Origin of the sequence: Nannocystis punicea, from assembly GCF_026965555.1 — a bacterium.
Classification (GTDB): Bacteria; Myxococcota_A; Polyangia; order Nannocystales; family Nannocystaceae; genus Nannocystis; species Nannocystis punicea.
On sequence record NZ_CP114040.1, the window covers coordinates 5,510,343 to 5,532,916 of the forward strand.

The window sequence follows — 22,574 nt, forward strand, 5'->3', positions numbered from 1 at the left end:
GCGTCGGGTACCTGTCTTTTGGTTCCGGCGCGACAAACCGGATCTCGTGGCAAGCAGGCTCGTCGGGTACCTGTCCCGTAGTTCAGGCGCGAGCGGGCCCCGGATCTCGACGGAGTCGACCTTCGCCGCCCCAAGAGAGCTCCCGGAGGACGGGGGCCGGGGGCGTGTCGGACCGAGTTCCGCAGGACGAGGCAATTGCCTGGGCGAAGCAGGCCAGCCGCGTCGAAGTCCGAGGACTGCCCGAGGGCCGGCGCGCCCCCGGACACCGGCCCCGCGACCCTCGCCGCGCTTCATCCGGGGCCCGGTCGCGCCGTGCGACGGCCGACGCACGGTGGCTGGCCGCCGGGTAAGAAGTACTATGCAACATGTCGTATTCGCCATGCACGAATAAACATGTCTACAAGGACATGTCCAAAAGAACATTATCAGGGCCGCAGCTGGAACACCGCGTCTTCGAGCCAGTCGTTGAGGAACAGCCCGCGCGGATCGAGGGCGGCGCGGTGGGCGAGAAAGGCGTCCATCTGCGGGTAGCGCTCGCGGACCGCGCGCGGGTGCAGCAGGTACTTGCCCCAATGCGGGCGCGCGCCGGCGATCGCCAGCATCTCTGCGCTCCACTGCTCGTAGAACACGTCCGCGTCGCGGGCCGAGCGGGTCGTCACCACCTCGAGGTCGCAGATCGCCCGGCCGTGCGCCGGGGCCAGCAGCGCCGCGCTGGGGCCGATGAAGCGGGCGTGCACCACCATGTTGACCGGGAAGCTGGCCGCGCGGGCCAGGTGTTCGATGAGGCCGATCGTGCGGCGCCAGGCCGGCTCCGCGTCGGCCAGCGGCACCCCGTACGACATGTCCCAACAGCGCGGGTAGGCGCGCTGGTAGTGGAACGCGCGCGACGCCGGGGCCACCGCGCAGCCCGGGGTCATCGACAGGCGCGGGGCCAGCTGCATGAACGCGGGCGTGAGCTCGGGGGCCACGCGGCCGAGCAGCGGCAGCACTCCGTTGCACGAGGCGAACGTGCAGGCGTAGGTGAAGGCGAACTTGAGTCGGTCGGCCAGCGTCGCGCCGGCGTCGGGCTCCTCGGTGCGGCGCATCAGCTTGCACCACATCGTCTCGGTGAACGGGAACCAGTAGAGCTCGACGAATTCGTAGGTCGCGAGCAGGTCGGGCAGGCCGCCGAGGACGTCGTCGACCGCGATCATGCGGTCCTCGACGTGGAGGTGGAACTCGGGCCAGCAGCGCATCGTCACGTCGTGGACCACCCCGAGGGCGCCGAGCGAGCAGCGGGCCGCGTCGAACAGCGGGCCGTCGGCGGCGCTCAGGTGGTGCACCTCGCCGCGGGCGTCGACCAGGGTCATGGCCACGACCTCGTCGGACATCGTCGACGTGCGCAGGCCGGTGCCGTGAGCGGCCACCGCGATCGCGCCGCCGACCGAGATGTCCTGGAAGATGGTCGGAGTGATCAGGGTGAGGCCGCGGGCCTGCGTGAACTGGACCAGGTCACGCACCGTCGCGCCGGCCTCGACGCGGATCGCGGGGGCGCCGTCGTAGCTCGTCTCGTGCATGCCTCGCAGCTGGCCGAGATCGATGAGGCTGCCGCGGGTGGGCACCAGCGGGCTCCACGAGCACGAATTGCCGAGCGGACGGATCCGCCCCTTGCGACCGGCCTGACGCACCGCCTCGCGCAGCTCGTGCAGGCCGCGCGGGCGGTAGAGGTCGGCCGTGCAGGCGAGGTTGTCGTTCCAGTTGCGCCACTTGTACTGCGGGATCAGCTGCACTGGTTTGCTCGTCAGATGTTGATGCTGTTCGGGACCAGCCGCGGCAGCAGGTACGGGTAGGGTCGCGGCCGCTCGCGGTTGCGACGCTCGATCTCTCGCTCGACCGCGTCGAGGTCCGCGTGCAGCCTCGCGAGCAGCGGGCGGGCCGCGGGGACGCGACCGAGCTCGTAGTGGGTGTAGTCGCCGAAGCGATCGAAGCGGTAGAACGCGATCTGGTTGTTCTGGAACTGTTCGGCGCCGACGTGCAGCGGCGGCAGGGTGGCGGCGATCCGGGCGGCGTCGACGACCTCGTCCTCGCGCGGGGGCGGGCGGTAGGCCGCGCCGGGGAACGCGGGTACGTAGGTGAAGTGGTCGGTCTGCGGGAAGTGGACTGCCGCGTGGCCGGGGCCGGCGATGAACAGGAATTGCGCGAGCAGGTCGACGAGTACGTCGCGGCTATCGAGGCCGGATGCCGACAGCAGGCCGCGCAGGCGCCCGCCGTCGTCGGCCTGCAGCTCGGCGACGAAGGCCTGCAGCTCGGCGTCGGCGCGCACGGCCGCGTCGTCACCGTAGTAGAGGGCGACGTAGTCGGCGACGAAGCGGCGGAGCACGGGGGTCCACAGGCGGGCGTCGTCTCGCCACGGGTACTCGCGCGGGTCGTCGCTCACGCCGCGCGCGGCCAGATCGGCCTCGAGCTCCTGCTCGCGCACCGACCAGCGCTCGTAGCTGCGACGCATGATGTTGCGGGTGTCGCACAGCTCGCCGGCGTAGAGGGTGGCGAACAGGCCGCCTGGCTTTTTGAGCAGGTTGAAGGCGGCCCGGTTGACGGCCATGGTGTGCTGGGTGTGCGGCCGCAGCAGCACGTGGATCGGGTGCGAGGGCGCCAGCTGCCGGCGCGAGCTGACCGCGAACGGCTCGGCGACGTAGTGGTGGCGGTAGATGTGGCTCGACAGCGCCTGCAGGTTGAACTCGGCGATCTCGACGTAGGTCTTGGCCAGGGCCCAGCGATCGCTGCCGTCGCGCAGGTAGAGCGGGTTGGGATCGGCGGCGCCGGGCTGATCGACGCGGATCGCCGCCGGCACGAGGTCGCAGTCCGGATCGAGGCCGGGCCGCTGGCAGAACAGGGCGATCGGGGCCGGCAGGTACTTGCCGCGCCAGCGCGAGTCGCGACCGGCGGCGCCGCCCGGCGAGAGGCTGCGCGCCAGCAGCTCGAAGTCGGCGACGAAGAGGTTGCCGGCGGCGTGCTCGGCCGCCAGGGTGGCGCCGGGGCCGAGCACGCGCCCGAGCTGGGCGTCGCTCACCGGCAAGCGCGCGCGCAGGTCGTCGAGGTCGCGCACCCGCGCGAGCAGCAGCGGGTTGGGGCCGTCGATGCGGTTGCGCGCGAACAGGCCGTCGCGCTGGTGCTCGGTGACCGCCGGGGGGGCGCGCAGGCCGAGCCGATCGCTGAAGAGCCCGCGAAACACCTCGAGCTTGTCGACGCCGCCGAGGACGCCGCGCAGGCGGTACCACAGCTTCTTGCCCTGGGCGTCGGCGACGGAGCGCAGCAGGTGCGGGAGGTAGGGCAGGGCCCAGCGCGGCCCGTAGAGCTCGCTGAGCGGGAACTCGCCGGCGACTGCGATCGGCGCCAGCGGGTTGTCCTCGCTGCGCGCGTAGGTGTAGCGCTCGCGGGCGAGGCTCAGGGCCCGACGCCGCGCGACCGGATCGGGTGCGTGCTGCGGCAACGTCGGCGACGGGTCGGGCTTCATCGAGCTCGACCGTAGCACGGCGATCCAGGCGGGGGCGCGGAGCACCTGTCCCCAGAGACAGGCGATTCGGCCGCGGGGCCGTCGGCTCGGGTTTCGCGGGCGAGGGTCGCCGCGGCAGACACTGCATGGGGCCAAAGCGCGTCCTGACGCCCCCGGGCCAGGTCACGCGTGGGTGGGCGCAATCATCCATGACCTCGAGGACAGGTATCGAGGAGGCTGTCTCTCGGGGCATGTACGAGGCCGTCGTGACGGCGTTCCGCGACGCGCGACGCGCGACTGCGCGGGCGGCGTCGCGGCCGCGGCGAAGCGTCGCGCCCAGAGAGCGCGCCTCGCCCAGCAGCGCACCCACAGCTCTTCGTCCGCCGCCCGCAGATCTCCGAGCGGTTGCCGGCCGCGCTCACAGAACATGACCCGCGCCGCGAGCTCGTTCATGCGCTGAAGCGGACACGACCGGCGCGCAAGGCCTCGCGTATGTCCTTCAGGATAGGCTTCATCGGGCATGTGCTTCCTGACATGTCATCCAAGACATGCCCTTTCGCGCATGCACTCCGGGACATGTCATGAAGTGCGCCGGCGGCGGGTGAACGAGCGGATCAGGGCGGCGACGTTGGCGCGGACCTGTGGGTCGGTGCTGAGGCGGTAGCCGGGGGTGCGCATGGCGGCCGGGAGGAGCGGGAGCAGCTGGTCGTTGAGCCGCTTCTCGGCGCGGGCGTCGACGATCTTCTCGAACAGCTCGGCGACGACGGTGTCGCCCTCGAAGTCGATGGTGAAGCGGGCGTCGCCGAAGCTGTAGCGCAGGCCGCAGACGAGGAAGTTGAGGCGCGCGGGGCCGTCGATGACCAGGGCAGGTTCGGCGCCGATCCGCAGGCCGCGGTCGTCGACGCGCAGGCGCACGCTGGTGCCGGGCAGCAGCAAGACGTCGACCAGCGTGTGGTGGAACAGGACCAGGCGGCCGCGCTCGTCGACGGGGAAGCGGTCGAGCACGCCGCGCACGCCGGAGGCGCTCGCGTCACCGACGTCGCCGATCTGGCGGCGGATGATGGCCTCGACCAGAGCGTTCTCGAGCTGGCCGAGGCCGCCGACCTGGACCTCGCCGGACTGCAGGTGATAGCGGGCGCCGCGGAGCTGGATCGCCAGGCGCAGGCCCGGCATCCGCGCCGACAGGCCGCGCTCGCTCTCGACGGTCGCCTCGACCTCGTTGGCGGTCAGGGTGACGGTGTCGGCCGGATCCATCAGCAGGGTGAACTCGCCGTAGTCGCCGGGCAGGCGGGCGCCGAACACTGCGATCCGCGCGGGGTCGTGCGGCGGGGCGGCCGGCATCGGCGGGCGCGGCAGGCCGAGCCGCTGGGCCCACACCGCCGGCAGCTTCGGCGCGGCGAGCACCTTGTAGAGGTGCGAGAGGACGGCCTCGGTGACGGGGCTGACCGCGGCGGCCTCGTGGTAGTGCTCCTCGGCGATCCCGCTGATCGTCAGCTTCACCGCGGCGTCGCGCGAGCGCAGGCTGAGCTCGTGGAGGTAGAAGTCGGGCAGCCAGTCGAGCGCCTCGCCGGTGACGAACAGGCCGGCGGCTGACCGAAGGGACAGGCCGTCGTTGTCGAGGTGGAGGTCGATCGAGCCGCCCTTCGCCACGCAGATCTTCAGCGGGCCCCACGGCTTGCCGCGGCCGAGCGCCAGCAGGATGTCGTGGCCGGCCCGCGGCGAGCGATCGCTGGGCCAGAAGTGGCGCATGAACGCGGCGAACAGGGTCCGCATGGCGTGGCTGAGCAGGTGCTGCGCGAGCTCGCCGGCCGGCGGGGAGGCGTCGATCTCGAGCGTCCACGGCAGGAAGGTGAGGTCGACGGTGCGCACTGTGATGTGCAGGCCGAGGCCGAGGACGCGGACGGTGGCGCCCTTGCCGAAGCTGATGTGGGCGCCGCCGCGGCTCAGCGAGAGGTCGACGGTGCGGGAGGCGTCGGCGCTGACGCGCACTGCGCCGAACGAACCGAAGGTCTGCTCCCACACGACGAGGCCGGGCGGGGCCGGCAGCGGCGGCGGGAGCGGGGCCGCCGCCGGCAGGGCGAGCCGGCGCAGCGCTTCGGCGAGCGGCTTCTCGGGCACGAAGCGGGCGAACAGCCGGCGCAGGACCTCGTGCACCAGCGGGCCGGCGGGCGGGTGGCTGCGCAGCTCGAGCGCGCCAGTGCCGGGGCGGTAGACGACGCCGTCGACCGCGAGCTCGGCCAGCAGGTCGGTGCCCTCGGAGACGATCTGCAGCGGAGCGTCGGCGCCGAGCTCGAGGGCGTCCGGGCGCCGCTCGAGCCGCAGGCCGGCGCCGGCGGGCAGCTCGAGGCGGACGCGGACGCGCTTCGAGCTGTCCTTGGGGACCTGCGTCAAAGGCCATGGCTCTTCGGGCAGCTGCTGCGGGGCCAGCGGGAGGTGCGGGCGCAGGCGGACGAGGCCGAACTGCTCGACGCAGCGGGCGGCCAGCCGGGACAGGTAGTCGCCCAGCGGCGGGTCGCTGTCGGCGCGCAGGGCGACCGCGGCGATGTCGTGCTCGACGGCGGCGACGCGCAGGACGAGGCCGAGCTCGGGGGCGACGACGGCGAGCTTGCGCGCGCTGGTGAGGCGGAGGTCGGCGGGGCCGAGGCGGACGGCCAGGACGTCGGCGGGGTCGAAGCGGACGTCGAGCGCGCCGACCACCGGGACGGGGACGCTGGCGGCCACGGCGGACAGCTGCTGCTCGAGCTCGGGGTCGAGGGTCGGGCCGCCGTCGCGGCGCACGCCGAGGATGGCCGGAAGGACAGGTGCGGCGCGGACCCGGATCAGCTGGGCGAGGGCGAGCTCGCCGAACTCGCCCAGCTCGGGGGTGGCGTCGGCGACGACGCTGCCGTCGTGCCAGCGGTACTCGAGCCTGTGGATGTCGGCGTCGGGCAGGACCGGCAGGCCCTGGAAGCGCAGGCGCACGCCGGTCGGGGCCTCGACGACCAGGGCGTCGCTCGTGTGGCGGACGCGGACCTCGGCGTCGGCGTCGGCGGTGAGGCGGACGCCGGTGCGCGGGTTGAACGGCTGATCGAGGAGGAGCAGCTCGTCGGCGTCGCGCTCGCCGACGAGGCCGAGGCGGGCCAGGAGCGCGGGCGAGAGCCGGGGGATCACGCGGGCGTCGACGACGCGGCGGAGCAGGGCGCGCATCAGCGGGCCGAGCGGTGGGTCGGTCTGGATCTCGAGGCGGACCCGCGGCTCGACGCCGGGCGCGCCGGGGGCGGCGCCGACCAGGAGCGCGCGGACCAGCCGCAGCTCGGCCAGCTCGGGCAGCTCGTCGGCGTGCACCGACAGGCCGCCGGGGGCCTCGAAGCGGACGCCGCCGGCCGCGCGGGTGAGCACCAGCTCGCGGTCGCCGAGCAGGGCCAGCTCGCCGCGGGCGCCGAGCGGGATCCGGGCCAGCACCCGGGCGCCGGGCGGCGGGTGGCCGGCGTGGAGCTCGCGCGGGACGACGCCGGCGAGGCGCGCGCGCAGGCCGGAGGCTGGCGCCTGGGACAGGTGCTCGGGGGCATGTCCTCCGGGACCGGTAAAGGTGTCCGCAGGGGCATGTCCGTTGGGGCCTGTCTCGGAGAGCGTGTCCGAAGGGACCTGTCCGTTGGGACCTGTCCCTGCGGCCTGGCCGGCCGTCCCCTTGCGGGTCCGGCGCGGGCGCTTCTGGCCGCGGAGGCGGCGGACGAAGTCGGCCAGGCGGGCGCGCCGCTGCTCGTCGGCGAACAGGTCGTAGCCGGGGATGTTGACGGCGGCGGGCAGGCGGCCGCGCAGCCAGCGAGAGGCGAGCCAGGCGGCGAAGCGGAGGATGGCCCGGCGGACAGGTCCGGTCGGGCCGGGGTCGATCTCGAGGCGGGCCGGGCCGAACAGCAGGCGGACGGCGAGGATCGGCACGGCGAGGCCGAGGACCCGCAGGAGGGCGGGCCGGCTCAGGCCGAGCTCGAGCCGATCGCCGCGCAGCTCGGCGACCAGGCGAGCGTCGGCGGGCAGCCAGGCGCTGGCGCCGAGCGGGCCGGAGAACACGCGGCGGGCGCGGGTCCCCGGATCGGCGGGCAGGTTCTGCGCGAGGTAGTCGACGAGGCTGCGGCCGGGGTGCCAGCCGAAGCCGCGACGGAGGGCGATCCGGAGGGCGACGCCGGCGGCGGCGAGGAGGAACGGGCCGATGGCGTCGGCCTCGGCGGTGACTGTCCCGAAGACCAGGTCGAGCCGGGTCCGCCGCAGCTCGACGGTGGGCAGGTCGGGGAGGCGCGCCAGCAAGGCGCTGCCGGGGTCGATCTCGAGGACCTCGGCGTCGAGCGCGAGGCGCAGCGGAGCGCCGAGCGCGAGCTCGAGGTCGAGGGGACCGACGACCGGGAGCTCGACCCGGCCGAGCGCCTCGCGGGGGACGTCGCTCGCACCGACGGCGCGAGGGCCCTCGTGCGGTCGGCGATAGCCGGGGACCTGATCGTCGAGGCCTGCCATGCCTCGGGTGTATCGGATCTGGCGGAGCTTGGGCAGGGAGCCGGTCCATCACGCGGCGGCGCCGGCGACCCGAAGTGCCGGAACACGGCGACGCAGGTCCGCGGCGTACGCGCTCAATCGCCCGTGTCGCGGCGAAACGGGGCCGCACGGGCCCGTTCGTGCGGGACGGCGATCGGGGTCAGCGTCGCCTCGACGAGCATCCGCAGCGCTCGCTGCTGGCGCCGCAGGCTGCTGCGATCGGCGGCGAGCAGACCGACGACGATGAGGAACGGGACCAGCAAGGTGGCGGCCACGACAGGTCCGGCGATCGCCAGCTGAAAGCCTGCCATCGCCAGGCCGAGCGCGATGATGTACGCGAACGCGGTGCGCGTGAGCGGGTGGAGGCGGAAGCGGACGACGACGTGGGCGCCGCCTTCCCGCGGGGTGAGGGCGACCTCGCAGATCGCCCGCGTGCCGGGCCGCCAGGCGCCTGGATCGGCGGTGAGGTAGAAGCCCTGCGGGCCGCGCTCGAGCGCGTAGCCGGGGTCCTCGCCGTGGCCGGTGTGCGCCTGCAACAGAGCGACCTCGGGCGAGTCGAGGAAGCGCTGCTCGACGGCGACAGGGTCGGCGGTGACCGTGAACTCGAGCACCGCGGGGACGCGGGCCAGGGCGCGACGCGGCGCGAGGGCGGAGGGCTGCGACGAGGACGACATCGCCGGCCCGCGCGAGTGACCTAGCCCTTGGGCAAGGACTTTTTGACCAGGTCGCTGGCGACCACGGCGAGCTTGCTCGCGGCCTCGGCGACGGCGGCGGAGGTGCCCACGGCGCGGACGATGCCCGACAGGCCGGCGATCGCCTGGCGCAGGCTCTCGAGCTCGTAGACCGTGAGCGGCAGGAGCTCGACGACGACGAGGCTGACGCGCTGGTGCTCGTCGCGGAGGACGCTGATCCGCTCGTCGAGGCCGCGGATCTGGTCGTTGATGGCGCTCCAGCGGGCGGGTTGCTCGTAGGGATCGACCTGGTCGAGCCGCTGTCGCATGCGCTCGCTGGCCTCGGTCAGCCGCGCGAGCGCCTGCGACAGGTCTTCGAGGAGTTCGTGTTTGTTGCTCATGCCGAGGTTCGGGGGCGGAGGGCGGGAGAGTGGCTGGGCGGGGCACGGCGCGGCGGCGGGCTCGCCGGGCTTCGCGCGCCTCGCAGGCCGCTTGCGCTGCCGTTTGTCCGCCACCCCGAAACACTACGCAACTCGCCGTGGCGGCGCCAGGTGGGCGAAACACGGCGCGATCGCGACACGCGCGCGGCGAGTGTCACGGCGGGGTCGGGTTCGGGCTCGGAGGGTTGCCGGGGTCGCGGTGCGAGTCGGGCGGGCGCCGCTCGTCGGGCCCGCGCGTCGGCGGCGTGGTCGGATCGCTCGGCTCGTCGACGTCCGGGTTCGTGATGCCTCCCGGACCGGTGACGCCGTTCCCGTCGCCGCCGCTGCTTCCGCCGCCCGAGCTGCCGCCGTTGGCCGTGGCGGCGCCGACGGTGGCGCGGACTTCCTTGAGCCCGGCGTCGACCTGCTGGCCGACGATCGCGCCGTACTCGACGTAAAACCGCGCGCCGTCGAGGAAGCGCGGCGGGCTGGCGAGGATGAGCAGCTGCTGGACGAAGCGGTGCAGCGCGGCGCGGTCGATGGTGAGGGCGTGGGTGCGCGCGAGCACCGACTCTTCCCACTCGAACGAGCGATCTTGCACCGCGCCGGCGGCGGTGGTGGCGGCGACGAGGGCGTCGAACAGCGCGAGCTGCCGGGTGCGCTCGGGATCGCTGGCGATCTTCCAGAAGTTGATCGTGCGGGCGTTGTACTGGCCCTGCTCGGCGATCTGCTGCTGGCGCTCGACCAGGTTGCGCTGGCGCAGCTGGGCCACCGCGGCGCGCGCGGCCGCGAATTCGGCGGTCTCGCGCTCGAGCCGCCCGCCGGCCTCGGCCAGCACCGCGGCCTGGGCCCGCATCTCGCGCTGGGCGCAGCCTGGCGTGAGAGACAGGGCGAAAAGGACAGGTCCGAAGGTCCATGCGCGATGGGACATGGCGGTCACCGAGCGCAGCCTGGCGCGAGAGACAGGGCGAAAAGGACAGGTCCGAAGGTCCATGCGCGATGGGACATGGCGATCACTGGGCAAGGACGGCGCCGGCGAGCACGCCGAAGCCGACGGTCGAGACGATGAGCTGGGCGAGGGCCTCGGGGGCCATGCCGCCCCTGGTGAACTTGACCAGCTCGGTGACGCCGGCCGCGAGGTAGACCTGGCGCAGGGCCATGGCGGCGCGCGAGCGGACGATGCTGGCGTCGTGGCGGACGCCGAGGTCGAGCGCGTCGGCCCGCTTCTGGTTGGCGCGGCCGAGCGTCCAGGCGTTGCCGAAGGCGGTGAGCGTTTTCGTCAGTTCGTCGCGGCACTTGCCGGCCTCGTAGGCCGACAGGAGCGCCTGCAGGGGGCAGCCAGCGCGCTCGAGCTTGATCAGGCTGGCCTCGGCCTCCATGAGCAGGACCGCCTCGTCGAGCTGGGCGACCAGCTTGGCGCGCGCGAGCCGGAGCCGGCGCTCCCCGTGGCCGATGGCGGCCACCAGGGCGTCGTGCTCGACGCGCAGGGTCTCGCGGATCAGGGCGAGGACCGCGAGCTCGAGGGTGTCGACCGTCTGCTGCAGGCGGTCGATGCCGACGATGGTGGTGTGGACGACGCGGGCGAACCGCGGGGCGCCGGCCAGCGCCTTGGCGGCGGCAGGATCGTTGTCGGCCGCGGCCTTGCGGCGGGCCCGGATCTGCCGCGACTCGATCAGGGCGTCGACCGCGGCCAGCTGCTCGGCGAGCTGGTACCAGCGCCCGAGCTCGGCCAGGGGCCGCAGATCGTAGGTGGTGAGGATCGCCGGGATCGGGACGTCGGCCAGGGCCGCGAACCGGTCCTGCAGGACGCCCTCGTCGCAGACCTCGCGGCCGGGGGTGAAGACGACGCCGTCCGGGGTCGGGGTGAAGCTCGGAGTGGCGGGGGGCTCGGCGGCCGTGCCGGGCGTCGTCGTGGGGGCGGAGGTCGAGGTGGGGGCGGAGGTCGAGGTGGGGGCGGAGGTCGAGGTGGGGGCGGAGGTCGAGGTGGGGGCGGAGGTCGAGGCCGCGGCGCCGGTGCCGATCGGGGTGGTCGGGGCTGCGGCGCCGGGCGAGGGGGTCGGCGCGCTCGCCGGAGTGGAGGCAGTCGGGGTCGGGCCGGCGCCGGGCGAGGTGGTCGGGTTCGCGGAGGTCACCGGTCGCGTGGCGGGGGTCGCCGGGGCGAGCGCGAGCCCTCCGAGCAGGCCGGCGCCCGGGAAGACGGCGTGGGCGGCTGGCTGGAAGGACAGGTCGAAAAGGACAGGTCTGGAGAGACCTGCGCCATCGGACATGGCTGTGGCGACAGGTGCATCGGGACCTGTCCCCAGAGACAGGTGGTCGGGTGTCTCTCGAGGCATGGCCGCCGCTACAGGTGCGTCGGGACCGGCCTGGAGAGACAGGGCGCCGGGGACAGGCGAGGATGTCGCCAGGGACACGGCCGAGGCGACAGGTGCTTCGGGACCGGTCCGAAGAGACAGGTCGGCGGGGGCCGCGGCGAGCGACGCCCGGCCGGGGTCGCGGTGGACGGACCGCGAGGCGACGGAGGCGGGGCGCGGGGCCTCGGGCTGCTTCGGCTGCTCGGGCGGGGTCGAGAGCGCGGGGGTGCCGGACTTGGTCGGCTCGGGGCGGATGTTCGCGGCCGGCGGCTGCTTCGGGGTCGCGGGCCGGGGCTTCGGGGTGAGCTCGGTCTTGCCCTTGCTCGGCGGCTCGGGGGCGGAGCAGGGCTGCTTGGCGGCCTCGTAGGCGAACAGGCGGCGCGACAGCTCCTCGTGGTGCTGCTGCAGGGCGTCGTGGACGGCGAGCAGCTGATCGATGGTGGCCCCGAGCTCGCTCGGGCCGCACGCGGGGCCGTTGCAGACCACGCGCTCGCGCAGGGTGGCGAGGTTGTCGCGGCGGTCCATGCACAGCCGGCGCTGACGGTCGACGCTGGCCTGAAGGACAGGTGAGCTGCCCGGGCGCAGGAAGGCCGGGCAACCGGGGCCGGCGGCGTCGGCCGGGCCGAGGTGGAGGGCGCGCGCGGCCATCTGGTGCTCGTTGACGGCGCGGGCCAGCCGACTCTCGCCGCTGTCAGGGCCCTTCCAGTGGCGCTGGAGAGTCCGCAGCTCGCGCAGGAGGTCGGCGGCCGGATCGGGGGCGGGAGGCGGCGGCGACTTGCCCTTGCCGGTGACCGGCGCGGGCGGGTCGCCGAGCGGGAAGGCGTGGCCGACGAGGGCGTGCAGGCGGGTCGAGATCTTGCTGCAGAGGGTGGTCCAGCCGTCACCCTTGAAGCGCGCGCGGCAGCGCGTGAAGTAGAGGACCTGAACCTCGGGATCGGCCTCGCCGCGGGCGCCGAGGATGTCGAGGAGATCGCGGTTGCGCCCGACCTCGGCCCAGGCCTGGGCGGCGGCGACCTCGTCCGTCAGCATCGCCTGCGACTGCGCCAGCTCCTCGCTGAAGCCGTCGACCAGGCGCGAAGCCTTGAGCTCGCCGTCGGCGCCCTCGGCCGTGGCGGCGTCGCGCGGACGGTGCAAGTGCAGGCCGCAGCCGAGGGCCGTGGCCAGGAAGAGCGGGACGAACCGAAGCCGAGCGGGCACGGAGGCTCAGCACTGTGGCACGGGCTCGCCGCACAAGCCAGCACCCCGCGCTGCGAGCAGTCAGGTAGGATCGCGCCGACCATGGCCTCGGGCCCGGATCCAGGTCGCGCCCCCCCAGGCTCGACCGACGCGCTGCGGCGGCTGCATGACCGCCACGCGGAGCGGCTGCGCACGGCGGCGCGCTGGCTCGGCATCGACGACCACGATCGCGACGCAGCCGTGACGTGGTGTTTTCGGACGGTGGCCGCGGCTGTCCCGGAGGACAGCGCGACCGGCTGGGCGGCGCTGATGCGCGCGCTGGCGCGGGCGCGGGCGTCGGAGGTGCCGCCCGGCCCGCGCGCGACCGGAGAGGCGGCGCTGCTCGGCTTCCTCGCCCGCCGCACCGCCGACGAGCGGGCCGTGTTCGCGCTGGCGGAGCTGGGCGGCTTCGACGCGATCCAGCTGGCCCAGGCCATCGGCGCGCCGCCGGCGGCCGGCCAGGCGCTCATCGTCGGCCTCCGGCGCGCGTTCGCGGCCGACCCCGCGGTGGCGGCCGCCGGCGGACCTGCGCCGGTGCTGGCCGAGTGCCTGATGGTCGACCGCGCGCCGCCGGGCTGGCGGGCCCAGGCGCTGGCTGAACTTCTGGGCATGTCCGAAGAGGCAGGCGAGCCGGGGATCCCGCGGGCCGCGATCGCGGCGGTGGCAATCCTGGCGGTGGCGGTGCTGGTGGCCCTGCGCCCGCGCGCTCCCGTGCCGGCGCCCGAGCCCGCGCTGGCGCCCGCGGCCGCGGCGACGGCCAGCGAGCGGCCGCCCCTGCACGAGGCGGCGGTGCCGACCCCGGCGCCGACGATCGAGGCACCGCCGCTGATCGGTGAACCAAAGGACATGGTGAAAGGGACAGGTTCCGGCCGCCATGTGGTGGTGCGCAAGCGGGGCGGGCGAGGCCCGAGCGGCGGGGTGAACGCGAAGAAGGAGGCGCAGGCCCGGCGCGAGGCGGAGGCGGCGGCGAACGACCCCGGCAACGTGATCGTCGAGCTCGAGATGCTCGGCGCGGCCCGCAAGGCCCTCAAGTCGTCGCCGGCCCAGGCGCTGGCCTACGCCGACCAGCACGCGCGCGACTACCCGCACAGCCAGATGGCCGAACTCCGCGCCGAGGTCCGCGTGCGGGCGCTGTGCGCCCTCGGCCGCGCGAGCGAGGCCCGCGCAGAGGCGCAGCGCCGGCCGTCGACGAAGGTGCAAGCGGCGCTGCGCGAGGGCTGCGGCGGGTGAGACGACGCCGAGGTTGTTTGGCCTGTCGGACATGTCTCTCGGGACATGATGAGACCTCCGGGGCATGAGTCATGGCCTCGCTGCGTATCTGTCTCTTGATTTAGGAGCGACCGGTCCCCGGACGAGGCGATTCCGGGGCCCGGTCTTGCCGTGCGCTCGCCCGTGCCTCCGGGGCAGCGTCATGCCTTCGCTGTGTATCTGTCTCTTGGTTCAGGCGCGAGCGGGCCCGAAATCTCGGCTCAGCCGACCGTCACCGTTCAAGAGAGCTCCCGAAGGGCGGGAGGGGACAGGACGTCCCGCGACAAATCAGCGACCTCCGTCGGGTCGCGGTGTCGCCGCGTGCCTGTCTCTTGGTTCAGGCGAGAACGGCCCCGGGCCTCGCCGCGTACCTGTCTCTTGGTTCAGGCGCGAGCGGGCCCCGGATCTCGGCGGAGCCGACCGTCACCGCCCAAAGAGAGCTCCCGAAGGACGGGGCCCGGGACGCCCTGGCACCGAGTTTGCGCAGGACGAGGCAATTGCCGCCTCGAAGCGCCCCAGCCGTGACGACGTCCGAGCAACTGTCTGAGGAGACAGGGCGTCCCGGACACCGGCCGCGCGACCCTCGCGGCGCATCATCCGGGGCCCGGTCGCGCCGTGCGATCGCCTGGGCGTGGCCGCGAGGACTCGTGGGAGGGGCCAGCGCACCGGTCGCGCGACCATCGCTGCGGGTCGGCGAGGGTCTGTCGCGTCGTGCGGTCGCCTGCGCGTTCTCTCATCGCCCGCTCGTACCAGCGGGCATATCGATGCGCGACGACATGCCCGTATCGACATGTCCAAAAAATCATGGCGCGAAGACCAGCGAGCCGCCGGCCGGGATCGTGAAGCTCAGCTTGCCGAGCGCGGACACGGTAGCCTTGCCGCCGGCGAGCGCGTCGGTCAGCTCCGTGGCGGCTGCGAAGCCGAGCGCGGGGCCGGCGTCGACCGTGAGCATCTGCGGCGCGCCGGCGCGGGTCAGCGCGACGATCGCCGCGTCGCCGTCGGCGATCTTGCGGCCGAACACCAGCGTGTCCTCGTCGGCGTACAGCGGCACGTAGGCGCCGCGACGCAGCGGCGCCAGCTGCTGGCGAGCCGAGCCGAGCTTGCGCGCGTGCTCGAGGGTCGCCAGCTCGTCGGCCGACAGCTCGTCCTCGGGCCGCCACATCAGGCGGTTGTTCGGGTCGGCGCCGCCCCACTGGCCGTACTCGTCGCCGTAGTAGAGGAGGGGCGCGCCCGGCAGGCCCAGGAGCCACGTCAGGGCCAGGCGGGCGCGGCGGTACGGCTCGGGGTCGTCCGGCGCGACCGCGGTGTTGTCCCACTGGTTGCCCGGCACCCCCTTGTCGTGCTGCCCGTCCTGACCGCGGTAGTCGGCGTGGCTGACGAAGCGCGGCGTGTCGTGGCTGCCGATGTACGGCGTCATCACTGCCCCCGCCGGCCACTTGTCGAGGCCGTGCTGCACCCAGTAGTCGGCGTGCAGCATCCCGCTGTCGCCCCAGGCGAAGGTGCGGTAGCTGACCCCGTGGTAGAGCACGAAGTCGAACTGGCCGTCGAGGCCGAACGGGCCGATGTAGCGCGAGATGGTGCCGTAGTTCTCGTCGTTGCACGGGTCGGCGCAGTCGTTCCAGCCCATCGCGGTCTCGCCCATCAGGAAGTACTTGGTGCCCGCGCGCTCGAAGCCCTCGCGCACCGCCGCGGCGAGGTTGCGCGTCGCCGCCTCCTCGACGTGCTTGACCGCGTCGACGCGCAAGCCGTCGAGGTCGTACTCGTCGAGCCACCAGGCCGCGTCGGCCACGAACTGCGCGTTGGCCTCGGTCACGCTGTGGTCGATGTCCGGCAGGTAGTCGGCGAACATGCACTCGAGCGCCTTCTCGGTCCAGTCGCAGCCCGGCGTGCCGCACACGCAGCCGGTGCGGAACCACTCCGGGTGCGCCTGCATGTACTCGTGCTCGGCGTGGATGTGGTTGATGACGTAGTCCTGGAGGACGCGGATCCCGTGGCGGTGAGCCTCGTCGATCATGGCCGAAAGGGCAGCCTCGCCGCCCAGCCGCGGATCGACCTCGCGGGCGCGGATCGGCCAGTAGCCGTGGTAGCCGGTGACCCAGTGGACGCCGTCGGCCGCCTTGAACGCGGCCTGCGGGCCCGTCTGGAACGGGGTCAGCCAGATCGCGCGCACGCCGAGCTGATCGAGGGTGCCGTCGGCGATCGCCTGGCGCAGGCCGTCGAGATCGCCGCCGTCCCAGTCGCCGCGCGGATCGGCCATCGGCGTCGGGCCAGGGCTGTCGCCGGGCTCGCCGTCGCGGAAGCGATCGGTGACGACCATGTAGACGAGCGCGTCCTCCCAGCGGAACGGCTCGACCTCGATCCAGAACGGCAGGAGGATCGGCTCGCTGACGTGGCCGTCGGCCGAGGCGACGGTGACCGTGACGCGGTGCTTGCCGTCGGGCAGATCGGCGAGGTTGATGGTGATGTCGCCGGTGGCCGGGTCGACGGTGAACTCGCCCTCGGTCAGCGGGCGCGTGTCGCCGCCGGTGCGCAGGGTGAAGCTGAAGTCGCGCACCGCAGGTCCGGCGCCGGCGAGGCCGTCGACGTAGCGCAGCGTCGCAGCGTAGGCGCCGGCGCCAGGGCCGGGGCGCTCGGCCTGCGAGGCGGTGACCTCGACGCCGGGGAGGCGACAGTCGGGCACCAGGACCGCCGAGTTCTCGGTCCCGCCGACGTACTTGCGCCGGCCCTGGCCGGGGTCGAGGATCCACTGGTCGGCGCCGCCCTGGGTGTAGACGATCTTGTAGCCGTGCAGACCGGGCGGGAGATCGACTGTCCCTTGATACATGCCATTCGGGTCAGGTCCTTCGAGACCTGTCGCGGAGGCCAGGTCAAAGCCGTGCCACTCGCCGGCCACCCGCGGGGCCTCGGCGCCGGTCGGCGGATCGAAGCGGAAGCGGGTGGGGCAGGCGAGCGGGTCGCCGTCGGTCGGATCGGCGGTGGTGGGCTCGTCGGTGGTCGCGGTGGTGCCGGTGGTGGTGCCGGTGGTCGGGTCGGGCAGGGTGGTCGAGGCCGCGTCGGTGCCCGGGAAGCTGCTCGGGTTGTTCGTCAGTCCGGCCGTGGTGGTGCCGTCGGTCTCGCCGGGCGTGGGCGTCCCTGTCGAGCAGGCGCCGAGGAGCAGCAGGGCAGGGACGAGGCGGACGAGCGGACGCTCCATGCGAGGCCGACCATAGCAACACGCCGCGCGACGAGACAGCGTCCGCGCTGCGCGGTAGTGTGGGCCGGTCATGCCGCGAACATCCTCCGTCGCCCTACTGGTCGCGCTGGCGTCGACCTCGCTCGCCGCCCCGGCAACGGCCGCCGAGCCGCAGCGGACCCGCTTCGCGCTGCCCAGCAGCAACGGCTGGGGCGCGCTCCTGGTCGACCTCAAGGCCGGCAAGGCGACTGAACTGCGGGAGCATGCCTTCGCCGCCGAGGAGCCGCAGATCGACGCGCAGGGCCAGGACATCTGGGACGGTGAGCAATTCGCGGCGGTCCACACTCGCGACCTGATGTACGACGCGTACTTCGGGGTGCGGGCCGAGGGCGAGCAGCTGTGGCTGCCGTCGGTGCCGGTGGACGAGGACGCCAGCGGCTACCTCGGCTGGAGCGACAGCGAGGCGGTCGGCACCGGCATCGTCACCATGGTGCAGCCGCTCGGGGCGCTCGAGGCGACGACCTTCGCGTTCGCGCCGCAGGGCCTCGAGGCGGCCGGGATGGTGCTGCTGCTGCGGCTCAAGAACACCGGGGCGCAGCCGCTGCAGGGCGTGCAGGCGTTCTCGCTGCACAACTTCCACCTCGGGTTCGGCCGCGCCGACCGACCGTGGGACGTCCACGAAGACATCGGCAACAACGGCGAGACGGTCGAGTTCGTCGGCGGCCAGGAGGCCCGCTTCGGCGAGCGAGGGTTCGCCGGGACGATCGTGACCCAGGCGCTCGCGCCGATCGTGCACCGCGGGGTCGGACCCGCGGTCGATCTGTACGCGCTGGTGAACCAGGGCCTGACGGACCTGCCCGACAACGCGGCGCCGCCGAATGCGGTCGACAACGCGACCACCGCGTTCCAGTGGAACCTCGGCAGCATCGCGCCCGGCGCGGAGGCGTGGGTCGGGATCGCGGCGATCCACCGCGGCGACCCGTTCGCCGGCGCCGACGCGGAGTCGACCCTCGACGCGTGGATCGACGGCGTCGGCCCGCAGCTGCTGCTGGCGCGCGAGCGGGGCGTGTGGGCGGACCTCCACCAGGACCAGTCGAAGCTGCCCGACGGCCTGTCGGCGGCCGAGGTGCCGATGCTGCGCCAGGCGGTCGCGATGTTGCACATGGGACAGGTCCTCGAGGACAGGTCGTTCGCCCGCGAGTGGCTGAGCCAGGACGGCGAGCCGCGGCGCACCCGCTTCCCCGGGCCGGGCGACGAGCCGGCGCAGCTGCCGGCGTGGATCGAGCACCGCGGCCGCGGGGCGGTGCTGGCCAGCCTGCCGCCGGGCGAGTGGACCTACGCGTGGATCCGCGACGGCGCCTACGCGACCACGGCGATGGCGGCGCTCGGGATGCAGGAGCACGCGAAGGCGTCGCTGACCTACTACCTCGACGCCGAGGCCGGCCGGTTCCAGCAGTGGTCGGAGCTGCAGCCGTACGGGATGCCGCCGTACCAGATCAGCCTGGTGCGCTACCACGGGTTCGGGGTCGAGGAGACCGACTTCAACGCGTTCGGCCCGAACCTCGAGTTCGACGGCTTCGGCCTGTTCCTGTGGGCCCTGCGGGCCTACGAGGTGCTGACCGGCGACACCTCGCTGGCCGACGCGCGCTGGGAGCAGGTCGCGACCGAGGTCGCCGACGTCCTGGTCGCGCTGGTCGACCCCGAGACCGGGATGATCCGCGCCGACTCGTCGATCTGGGAGACGCACTGGCTCGGGCGCGAGCGCCGGTTCACGTACACCAGCATCACCGCGGCCCGCGGCCTGTGCGACGCCGCGGCCATCGCCGAGCGCCGCGGCGACGCTGCCCGTGCGGACATGTACCGAAAGACAGGTGAGTCGATCCGCGCTGCCATCGCCGCGCACGCGACCGACGGCGACGGGGCGCTGGCCGGCAGCGTCGAGGAGCTGGCGACGGGCGAGGGCTACTTCGACGCGGCGGTGTGGGACGCGCTCGCTATGGGCCTGTTCGATCCGCAGGGGCCGATCGCGCAGGCCACCTTCGCCGCGCTCGACGAGCACCTGCGCGTCGACGCCGGGCCGGGCTGGTCGCGCAACGACGACCGCTGGGACCACGCGATGATGGAGGACGCGACGCCGTGGGGCAGCGACTACGACAGCGCGGAGTGGGTGATCACCGACCTGCGCGGGTCGGTGGCGCTGCGAGCGGCCGGCGAGTCGGCGCGGGCCGACGCGCTGCTCGAGTGGGTGCGCGAGCAGGCCGCGACGAACTACTTCATGACCGCGGAGACGTTCGACGAGAACACCGGCGTGTACAAGTTCAACTCGCCGATGCTGGGCTTCGGAGCGGGGGCCTACGCGCTGGCGCTGGCCCACCGCGCGGGCGCGTTCGCCGACCCGGCCTGCGGGGCGTACTTCGTCGAGGACGAGGCGCCGGGCACCACCGGCACGGATAGCGACACCGGCGAGACGACCACCACCGGCGGGCTCGACACGACGACTGCGGTGCCGACGACCGGCGCGACGTCGACGGGCACGACCACCGAAGCGATGACCTCGACGTCGGGCGTGGCGAGCGCAGGTGTCACTGCAAGTGCGGGCCTCACCGGCGGGACCAGCGAGGATGGCTGCGGATGCACGTCGGGCGGACCTGGAGCGCCGGCTGCGCTGCTGCTGCTCGGTCTGCTGGGTCCGCGTCGGCGACGGCGCGCTTGACCCAGCGGCGCGCGGCGCTCCACCATCGGCGTGGATGACCGCGTCGTCGCTGCTCGTCGCTTATTTCTCGATGGAGATCGCCCTGTCGAGCGAGCTCCCGACCTACGCGGGCGGGCTCGGGGTGCTCGCCGGCGACCACTTGCGAGCGGCGGCCGACACCGGACTCCCGATGGTCGCGGTGACCTTGCTCTACCGAAAGGGTTACTTCCGCCAGGTCCTCGACGCGCAGGGTCACCAGCAGGAGCGTGACGTCCAGTGGCTCCCCGAGCACCACCTCGAGCGGGTGCCTGTGCAGGTGGTGGTGACCATCGAGGGGCGAGAGGTGAAGGTCGGGGCCTGGTGTACGTGGATCCACGGCGCCGGCGGCGGGCGCGTCCCGGTCTACATGCTCGACACCGACGTCGACGGCAACGACGAGGAGGACCGGCGGATCACCGACCACCTGTACGGCGGCGAGGAGCGCTACCGGCTGCAGCAGGAGGCGGTGCTCGGGCTCGGCGGTCGGCGTCTGCTGGCCGCGCTCGAGCTGACGCCGACGCGCTGGCACCTCAACGAGGGCCACTCGTCGCTGCTGGCGCTCGAGCTGCTGGCGCTCGAGCTGTCCGCGAGGACAGACGACCTCGAGGGCGCGATCGCGGCCGTGCGCGAGCGCTGCGTGTTCACCACGCACACGCCGATCCCCACCGCTCACGACCGCTTCCCCAAGGCGCTGGCGACCGCGGTGCTCGGCCGCGAGCTGGTCGAGCTGTACGCCCGGCTGCCGACGCCGCACAGCGCCGAGATCAACATGAGCGCGCTGGGCATCGAGCTCAGCGGGTTCGTCAACGGCGTGTCGCACCGCCACGCCGAGGTCTCGACCGGCATGTTCCCCGGCCGGCCGATCCACGCCATCACCAACGGCGTCCACTCGGCCACCTGGACCGCCCCGGCCATGCGCGCGGTGTTCGACCGCTGGATCCCCGAGTGGCGGCGGCACGCCCACGCCCTGCGGCAGGCGCAGAAGATCCCGACCGAGGCCATCGTCGCCGCCCACCGCGAGGCCAAGCGCGCGCTGGTCGACGAGATCAACCGCCACGGCGATCACAACTTCGGCGAGGAGCGGTTCACCATCGGCTTCGCCCGCCGCGCCACCGCCTACAAGCGCATGTTGCTGGTGCTGCGCGACGTCCGGCGCCTGCGGGAGATCGCCAGCCGCTGGGGCGCGCTGCAGATCGTGTTCGCCGGCAAGGCTCACCCGCGCGACCTCGAGGGCAAGCGGATGATCGAGGCGGTGTTCCGCCAGCAGGAGGTCGTCCTGCCGTCGGTGCGGATCGCGTTCCTGCCCGGCTACGACATGCGCCTCGGCGGGCTCATCACCGCCGGGGTCGACCTGTGGCTCAACACGCCGATGGCGCCGCTCGAGGCCTCGGGCACCAGCGGCATGAAGGCGGCCCACAACGGCGTGCCCAACCTCAGCGTGCGCGACGGCTGGTGGTGCGAGGGCTATGTCGAGGGCCAGACCGGCTGGGTGCTGGCGCCCGGGCACCCGAGCGACGACGCCGACGCGGCCCAGCTGTACCGCGTGCTCGACGAGGAGATCCTGCCGCTCTACCTCGGCGCGCCCGAGCGCTGGGCCGAGCGCATGCGGGCCAGCATCGCCCTCGCGGCCAGCTACTTCAACGCCCACCGCATGCTCGGCGAGTACCTCGAGCGGGCTTATGCGCCGCGCTGGTAGGCTGGCCTTCGGGCCATGTTTCGAGGGGCATGCACGGAGGAGCATGTCCCGATGGGCATGCCCGGGAGGACATGCCCTCAGAGATAGCCGTTGGCGGCGAACCACGCGGCGGCGCGGCGCAGGGTCTCGTCCAGCGGGCGGACGGTGAAGCCGAGCTCCTCGCGGGCCTTGCGGTTGTCGAAGTGCAGCGCCTGGCTGGCGTAGTCGACCGAGCCGCGGGTGATGAGCGGCTCCTTGCGGGTGGCGCGGTCGGCCAGCTGCTCGAGCGCCCAGCCGGCCGCCTTGGCCACGGCGACCGGGGTGGCGAACATCGCGTGGCGCAGGCCGAGCACCCGCCGCATCTCGGCGATGAGGTCGAAGATCGTGAGGTTGTGGCCGGTCAGCAGGTAGCACTCGCCGCGACCGCCCCGCTCCTCGGCGAGCAGATGGCCGCGCGCGACGTCCTCGACGTCGACGATGTTGAGGCCGCCCTCGAAGCACACGCGGATCCGGCCGCTGAGCGCGTCGACGAGGGTCTTGCCGGTCGGGGTGGGGCCGACGTCGCCGGGGCCGAGCGGCATGCCGGGGCCGACGATCGTGACGTCGACCAGCGGCGCGAACGCCCGCGCGACCTGCTGGCCGAGGTACTTCGAGCGCACGTAGTCGAAGCTGCCGGACCACAGGTTGAACGGGGTGGCCTCGTCCGAGGGGACGCCGTCCTCGCGCACGCCGACGGCGGCGATCGAGCTGGTGTACACGACCTTGCGCACCCCGGCCTCGGCCGCCGCGGCGAGCACGTTGGCCGAGCCGGTGACGTTGACGTCGTAGATGACCTTCGGGTCAGGTACCCAGGTGCGGTAGACGGCGGCCAGGTGGTAGACGACATCGCAGCCGCGGACCAGCGCGCGCATGCGGGCCGCGTCGAGGACGTCGCCCTCGACGCGCTCGAGCCGGGCAGGATCGATGCCGGCGAGGTTGCGCGGATCCTCGCCCGGGCGCAGCACCGCCCGCACGGTGCGACCCTGCTCGACCAGCAGGCGGACGACGTGATGGCCGATGAAACCGGCTGCGCCGGTCACGAGCACGGGTGCTGCGGACATGCCGGCGATGAAACCGC

Annotated in this window: 12 protein-coding genes; 3 read left to right on the top strand and 9 right to left on the bottom strand. The window is 73.5% G+C overall.

What is annotated here, in order from left to right; all coding sequences use genetic code 11:
• Positions 1 to 425: 425 nt before the first annotated feature.
• The 7 genes from O0S08_RS21290 to O0S08_RS21320 form a co-directional block, all read right to left on the bottom strand.
• The gene (locus tag O0S08_RS21290; RefSeq protein ID WP_269041034.1) at positions 426 to 1,769 is read right to left on the bottom strand and encodes a D-arabinono-1,4-lactone oxidase; all 1,344 of its coding nucleotides are present in this window, start codon (positions 1,767 to 1,769) and stop codon (positions 426 to 428) included.
• An 11-nt stretch (positions 1,770 to 1,780) separates the two neighbouring features.
• Positions 1,781 to 3,493, bottom strand: coding sequence for a lipoxygenase family protein (locus O0S08_RS21295; protein ID WP_269041035.1), 1,713 nt, complete (start codon positions 3,491 to 3,493; stop codon positions 1,781 to 1,783).
• A 558-nt stretch (positions 3,494 to 4,051) separates the two neighbouring features.
• On the bottom strand, positions 4,052 to 7,957 hold the full coding sequence (locus O0S08_RS21300; protein WP_269041036.1) for a hypothetical protein: 3,906 nt from the start codon (positions 7,955 to 7,957) through the stop codon (positions 4,052 to 4,054).
• Positions 7,958 to 8,070: 113 nt separating this feature from the next.
• On the bottom strand, positions 8,071 to 8,649 hold the full coding sequence (locus O0S08_RS21305) for a hypothetical protein (RefSeq protein ID WP_269041037.1): 579 nt from the start codon (positions 8,647 to 8,649) through the stop codon (positions 8,071 to 8,073).
• A 20-nt stretch (positions 8,650 to 8,669) separates the two neighbouring features.
• Complete coding sequence (locus O0S08_RS21310; RefSeq protein ID WP_269041038.1) at positions 8,670 to 9,047, bottom strand: hypothetical protein; 378 nt, start codon at positions 9,045 to 9,047, stop codon at positions 8,670 to 8,672.
• Positions 9,048 to 9,240: 193 nt separating this feature from the next.
• On the bottom strand, positions 9,241 to 9,996 hold the full coding sequence (locus O0S08_RS21315) for a hypothetical protein (RefSeq protein WP_269041039.1): 756 nt from the start codon (positions 9,994 to 9,996) through the stop codon (positions 9,241 to 9,243).
• Between the two features lie 82 nt (positions 9,997 to 10,078).
• Positions 10,079 to 12,613 carry a hypothetical protein gene (locus O0S08_RS21320; RefSeq protein ID WP_269041040.1) on the bottom strand — a complete coding sequence of 845 codons (2,535 nt, stop codon included), beginning with the start codon at positions 12,611 to 12,613 and terminating at the stop codon, positions 10,079 to 10,081.
• Between the two features lie 81 nt (positions 12,614 to 12,694).
• Here O0S08_RS21320 and O0S08_RS21325 point away from each other — a divergent pair, with 81 nt between their 5' ends.
• Positions 12,695 to 13,861 (top strand): hypothetical protein, encoded by a 1,167-nt coding sequence (locus O0S08_RS21325; RefSeq protein ID WP_269041041.1) that lies wholly within the window; start codon positions 12,695 to 12,697, stop codon positions 13,859 to 13,861.
• An 820-nt stretch (positions 13,862 to 14,681) separates the two neighbouring features.
• On the opposite strand, the gene O0S08_RS21330 is transcribed toward O0S08_RS21325, so the two are convergent.
• On the bottom strand, positions 14,682 to 17,072 hold the full coding sequence (locus tag O0S08_RS21330) for an alpha-amylase family glycosyl hydrolase (protein ID WP_269041042.1): 2,391 nt from the start codon (positions 17,070 to 17,072) through the stop codon (positions 14,682 to 14,684).
• Between the two features lie 70 nt (positions 17,073 to 17,142).
• Between O0S08_RS21330 and O0S08_RS21335 the strand changes: the two genes are divergently transcribed.
• Together O0S08_RS21335 and glgP are read left to right on the top strand one after the other, a co-directional pair.
• Complete coding sequence (locus O0S08_RS21335) at positions 17,143 to 19,764, top strand: glycoside hydrolase family 15 protein (protein ID WP_269041043.1); 2,622 nt, start codon at positions 17,143 to 17,145, stop codon at positions 19,762 to 19,764.
• Positions 19,765 to 19,798: 34 nt separating this feature from the next.
• Complete coding sequence (gene glgP, locus O0S08_RS21340) at positions 19,799 to 21,478, top strand: alpha-glucan family phosphorylase (protein WP_269041044.1); 1,680 nt, start codon at positions 19,799 to 19,801, stop codon at positions 21,476 to 21,478.
• Positions 21,479 to 21,555: 77 nt separating this feature from the next.
• Here glgP and O0S08_RS21345 read toward each other — a convergent pair whose 3' ends face one another.
• Positions 21,556 to 22,557: an NAD-dependent epimerase/dehydratase family protein gene (locus O0S08_RS21345; protein WP_269041045.1), complete on the bottom strand. Its 1,002-nt coding sequence runs from the start codon at positions 22,555 to 22,557 to the stop codon at positions 21,556 to 21,558.
• Positions 22,558 to 22,574 lie beyond the last annotated feature (17 nt).

Excerpts from the sequence above, each read along its gene's own strand:
- O0S08_RS21295 (WP_269041035.1), bottom strand. The coding sequence starts at position 3,493 with ATGAAGCCCGACCCGTCGCCGACGTTGCCGCAGCACGCACCCGATCCG.
- O0S08_RS21300 (WP_269041036.1), bottom strand. The coding sequence starts at position 7,957 with ATGGCAGGCCTCGACGATCAGGTCCCCGGCTATCGCCGACCGCACGAG.
- O0S08_RS21305 (WP_269041037.1), bottom strand. The coding sequence starts at position 8,649 with ATGTCGTCCTCGTCGCAGCCCTCCGCCCTCGCGCCGCGTCGCGCCCTG.
- O0S08_RS21310 (WP_269041038.1), bottom strand. The coding sequence starts at position 9,047 with ATGAGCAACAAACACGAACTCCTCGAAGACCTGTCGCAGGCGCTCGCG.
- O0S08_RS21315 (WP_269041039.1), bottom strand. The coding sequence starts at position 9,996 with ATGTCCCATCGCGCATGGACCTTCGGACCTGTCCTTTTCGCCCTGTCT.
- O0S08_RS21325 (WP_269041041.1), top strand. The coding sequence starts at position 12,695 with ATGGCCTCGGGCCCGGATCCAGGTCGCGCCCCCCCAGGCTCGACCGAC.
- O0S08_RS21330 (WP_269041042.1), bottom strand. The coding sequence starts at position 17,072 with ATGGAGCGTCCGCTCGTCCGCCTCGTCCCTGCCCTGCTGCTCCTCGGC.
- O0S08_RS21335 (WP_269041043.1), top strand. The coding sequence starts at position 17,143 with ATGCCGCGAACATCCTCCGTCGCCCTACTGGTCGCGCTGGCGTCGACC.
- glgP (WP_269041044.1), top strand. The coding sequence starts at position 19,799 with ATGACCGCGTCGTCGCTGCTCGTCGCTTATTTCTCGATGGAGATCGCC.
- O0S08_RS21345 (WP_269041045.1), bottom strand. The coding sequence starts at position 22,557 with ATGTCCGCAGCACCCGTGCTCGTGACCGGCGCAGCCGGTTTCATCGGC.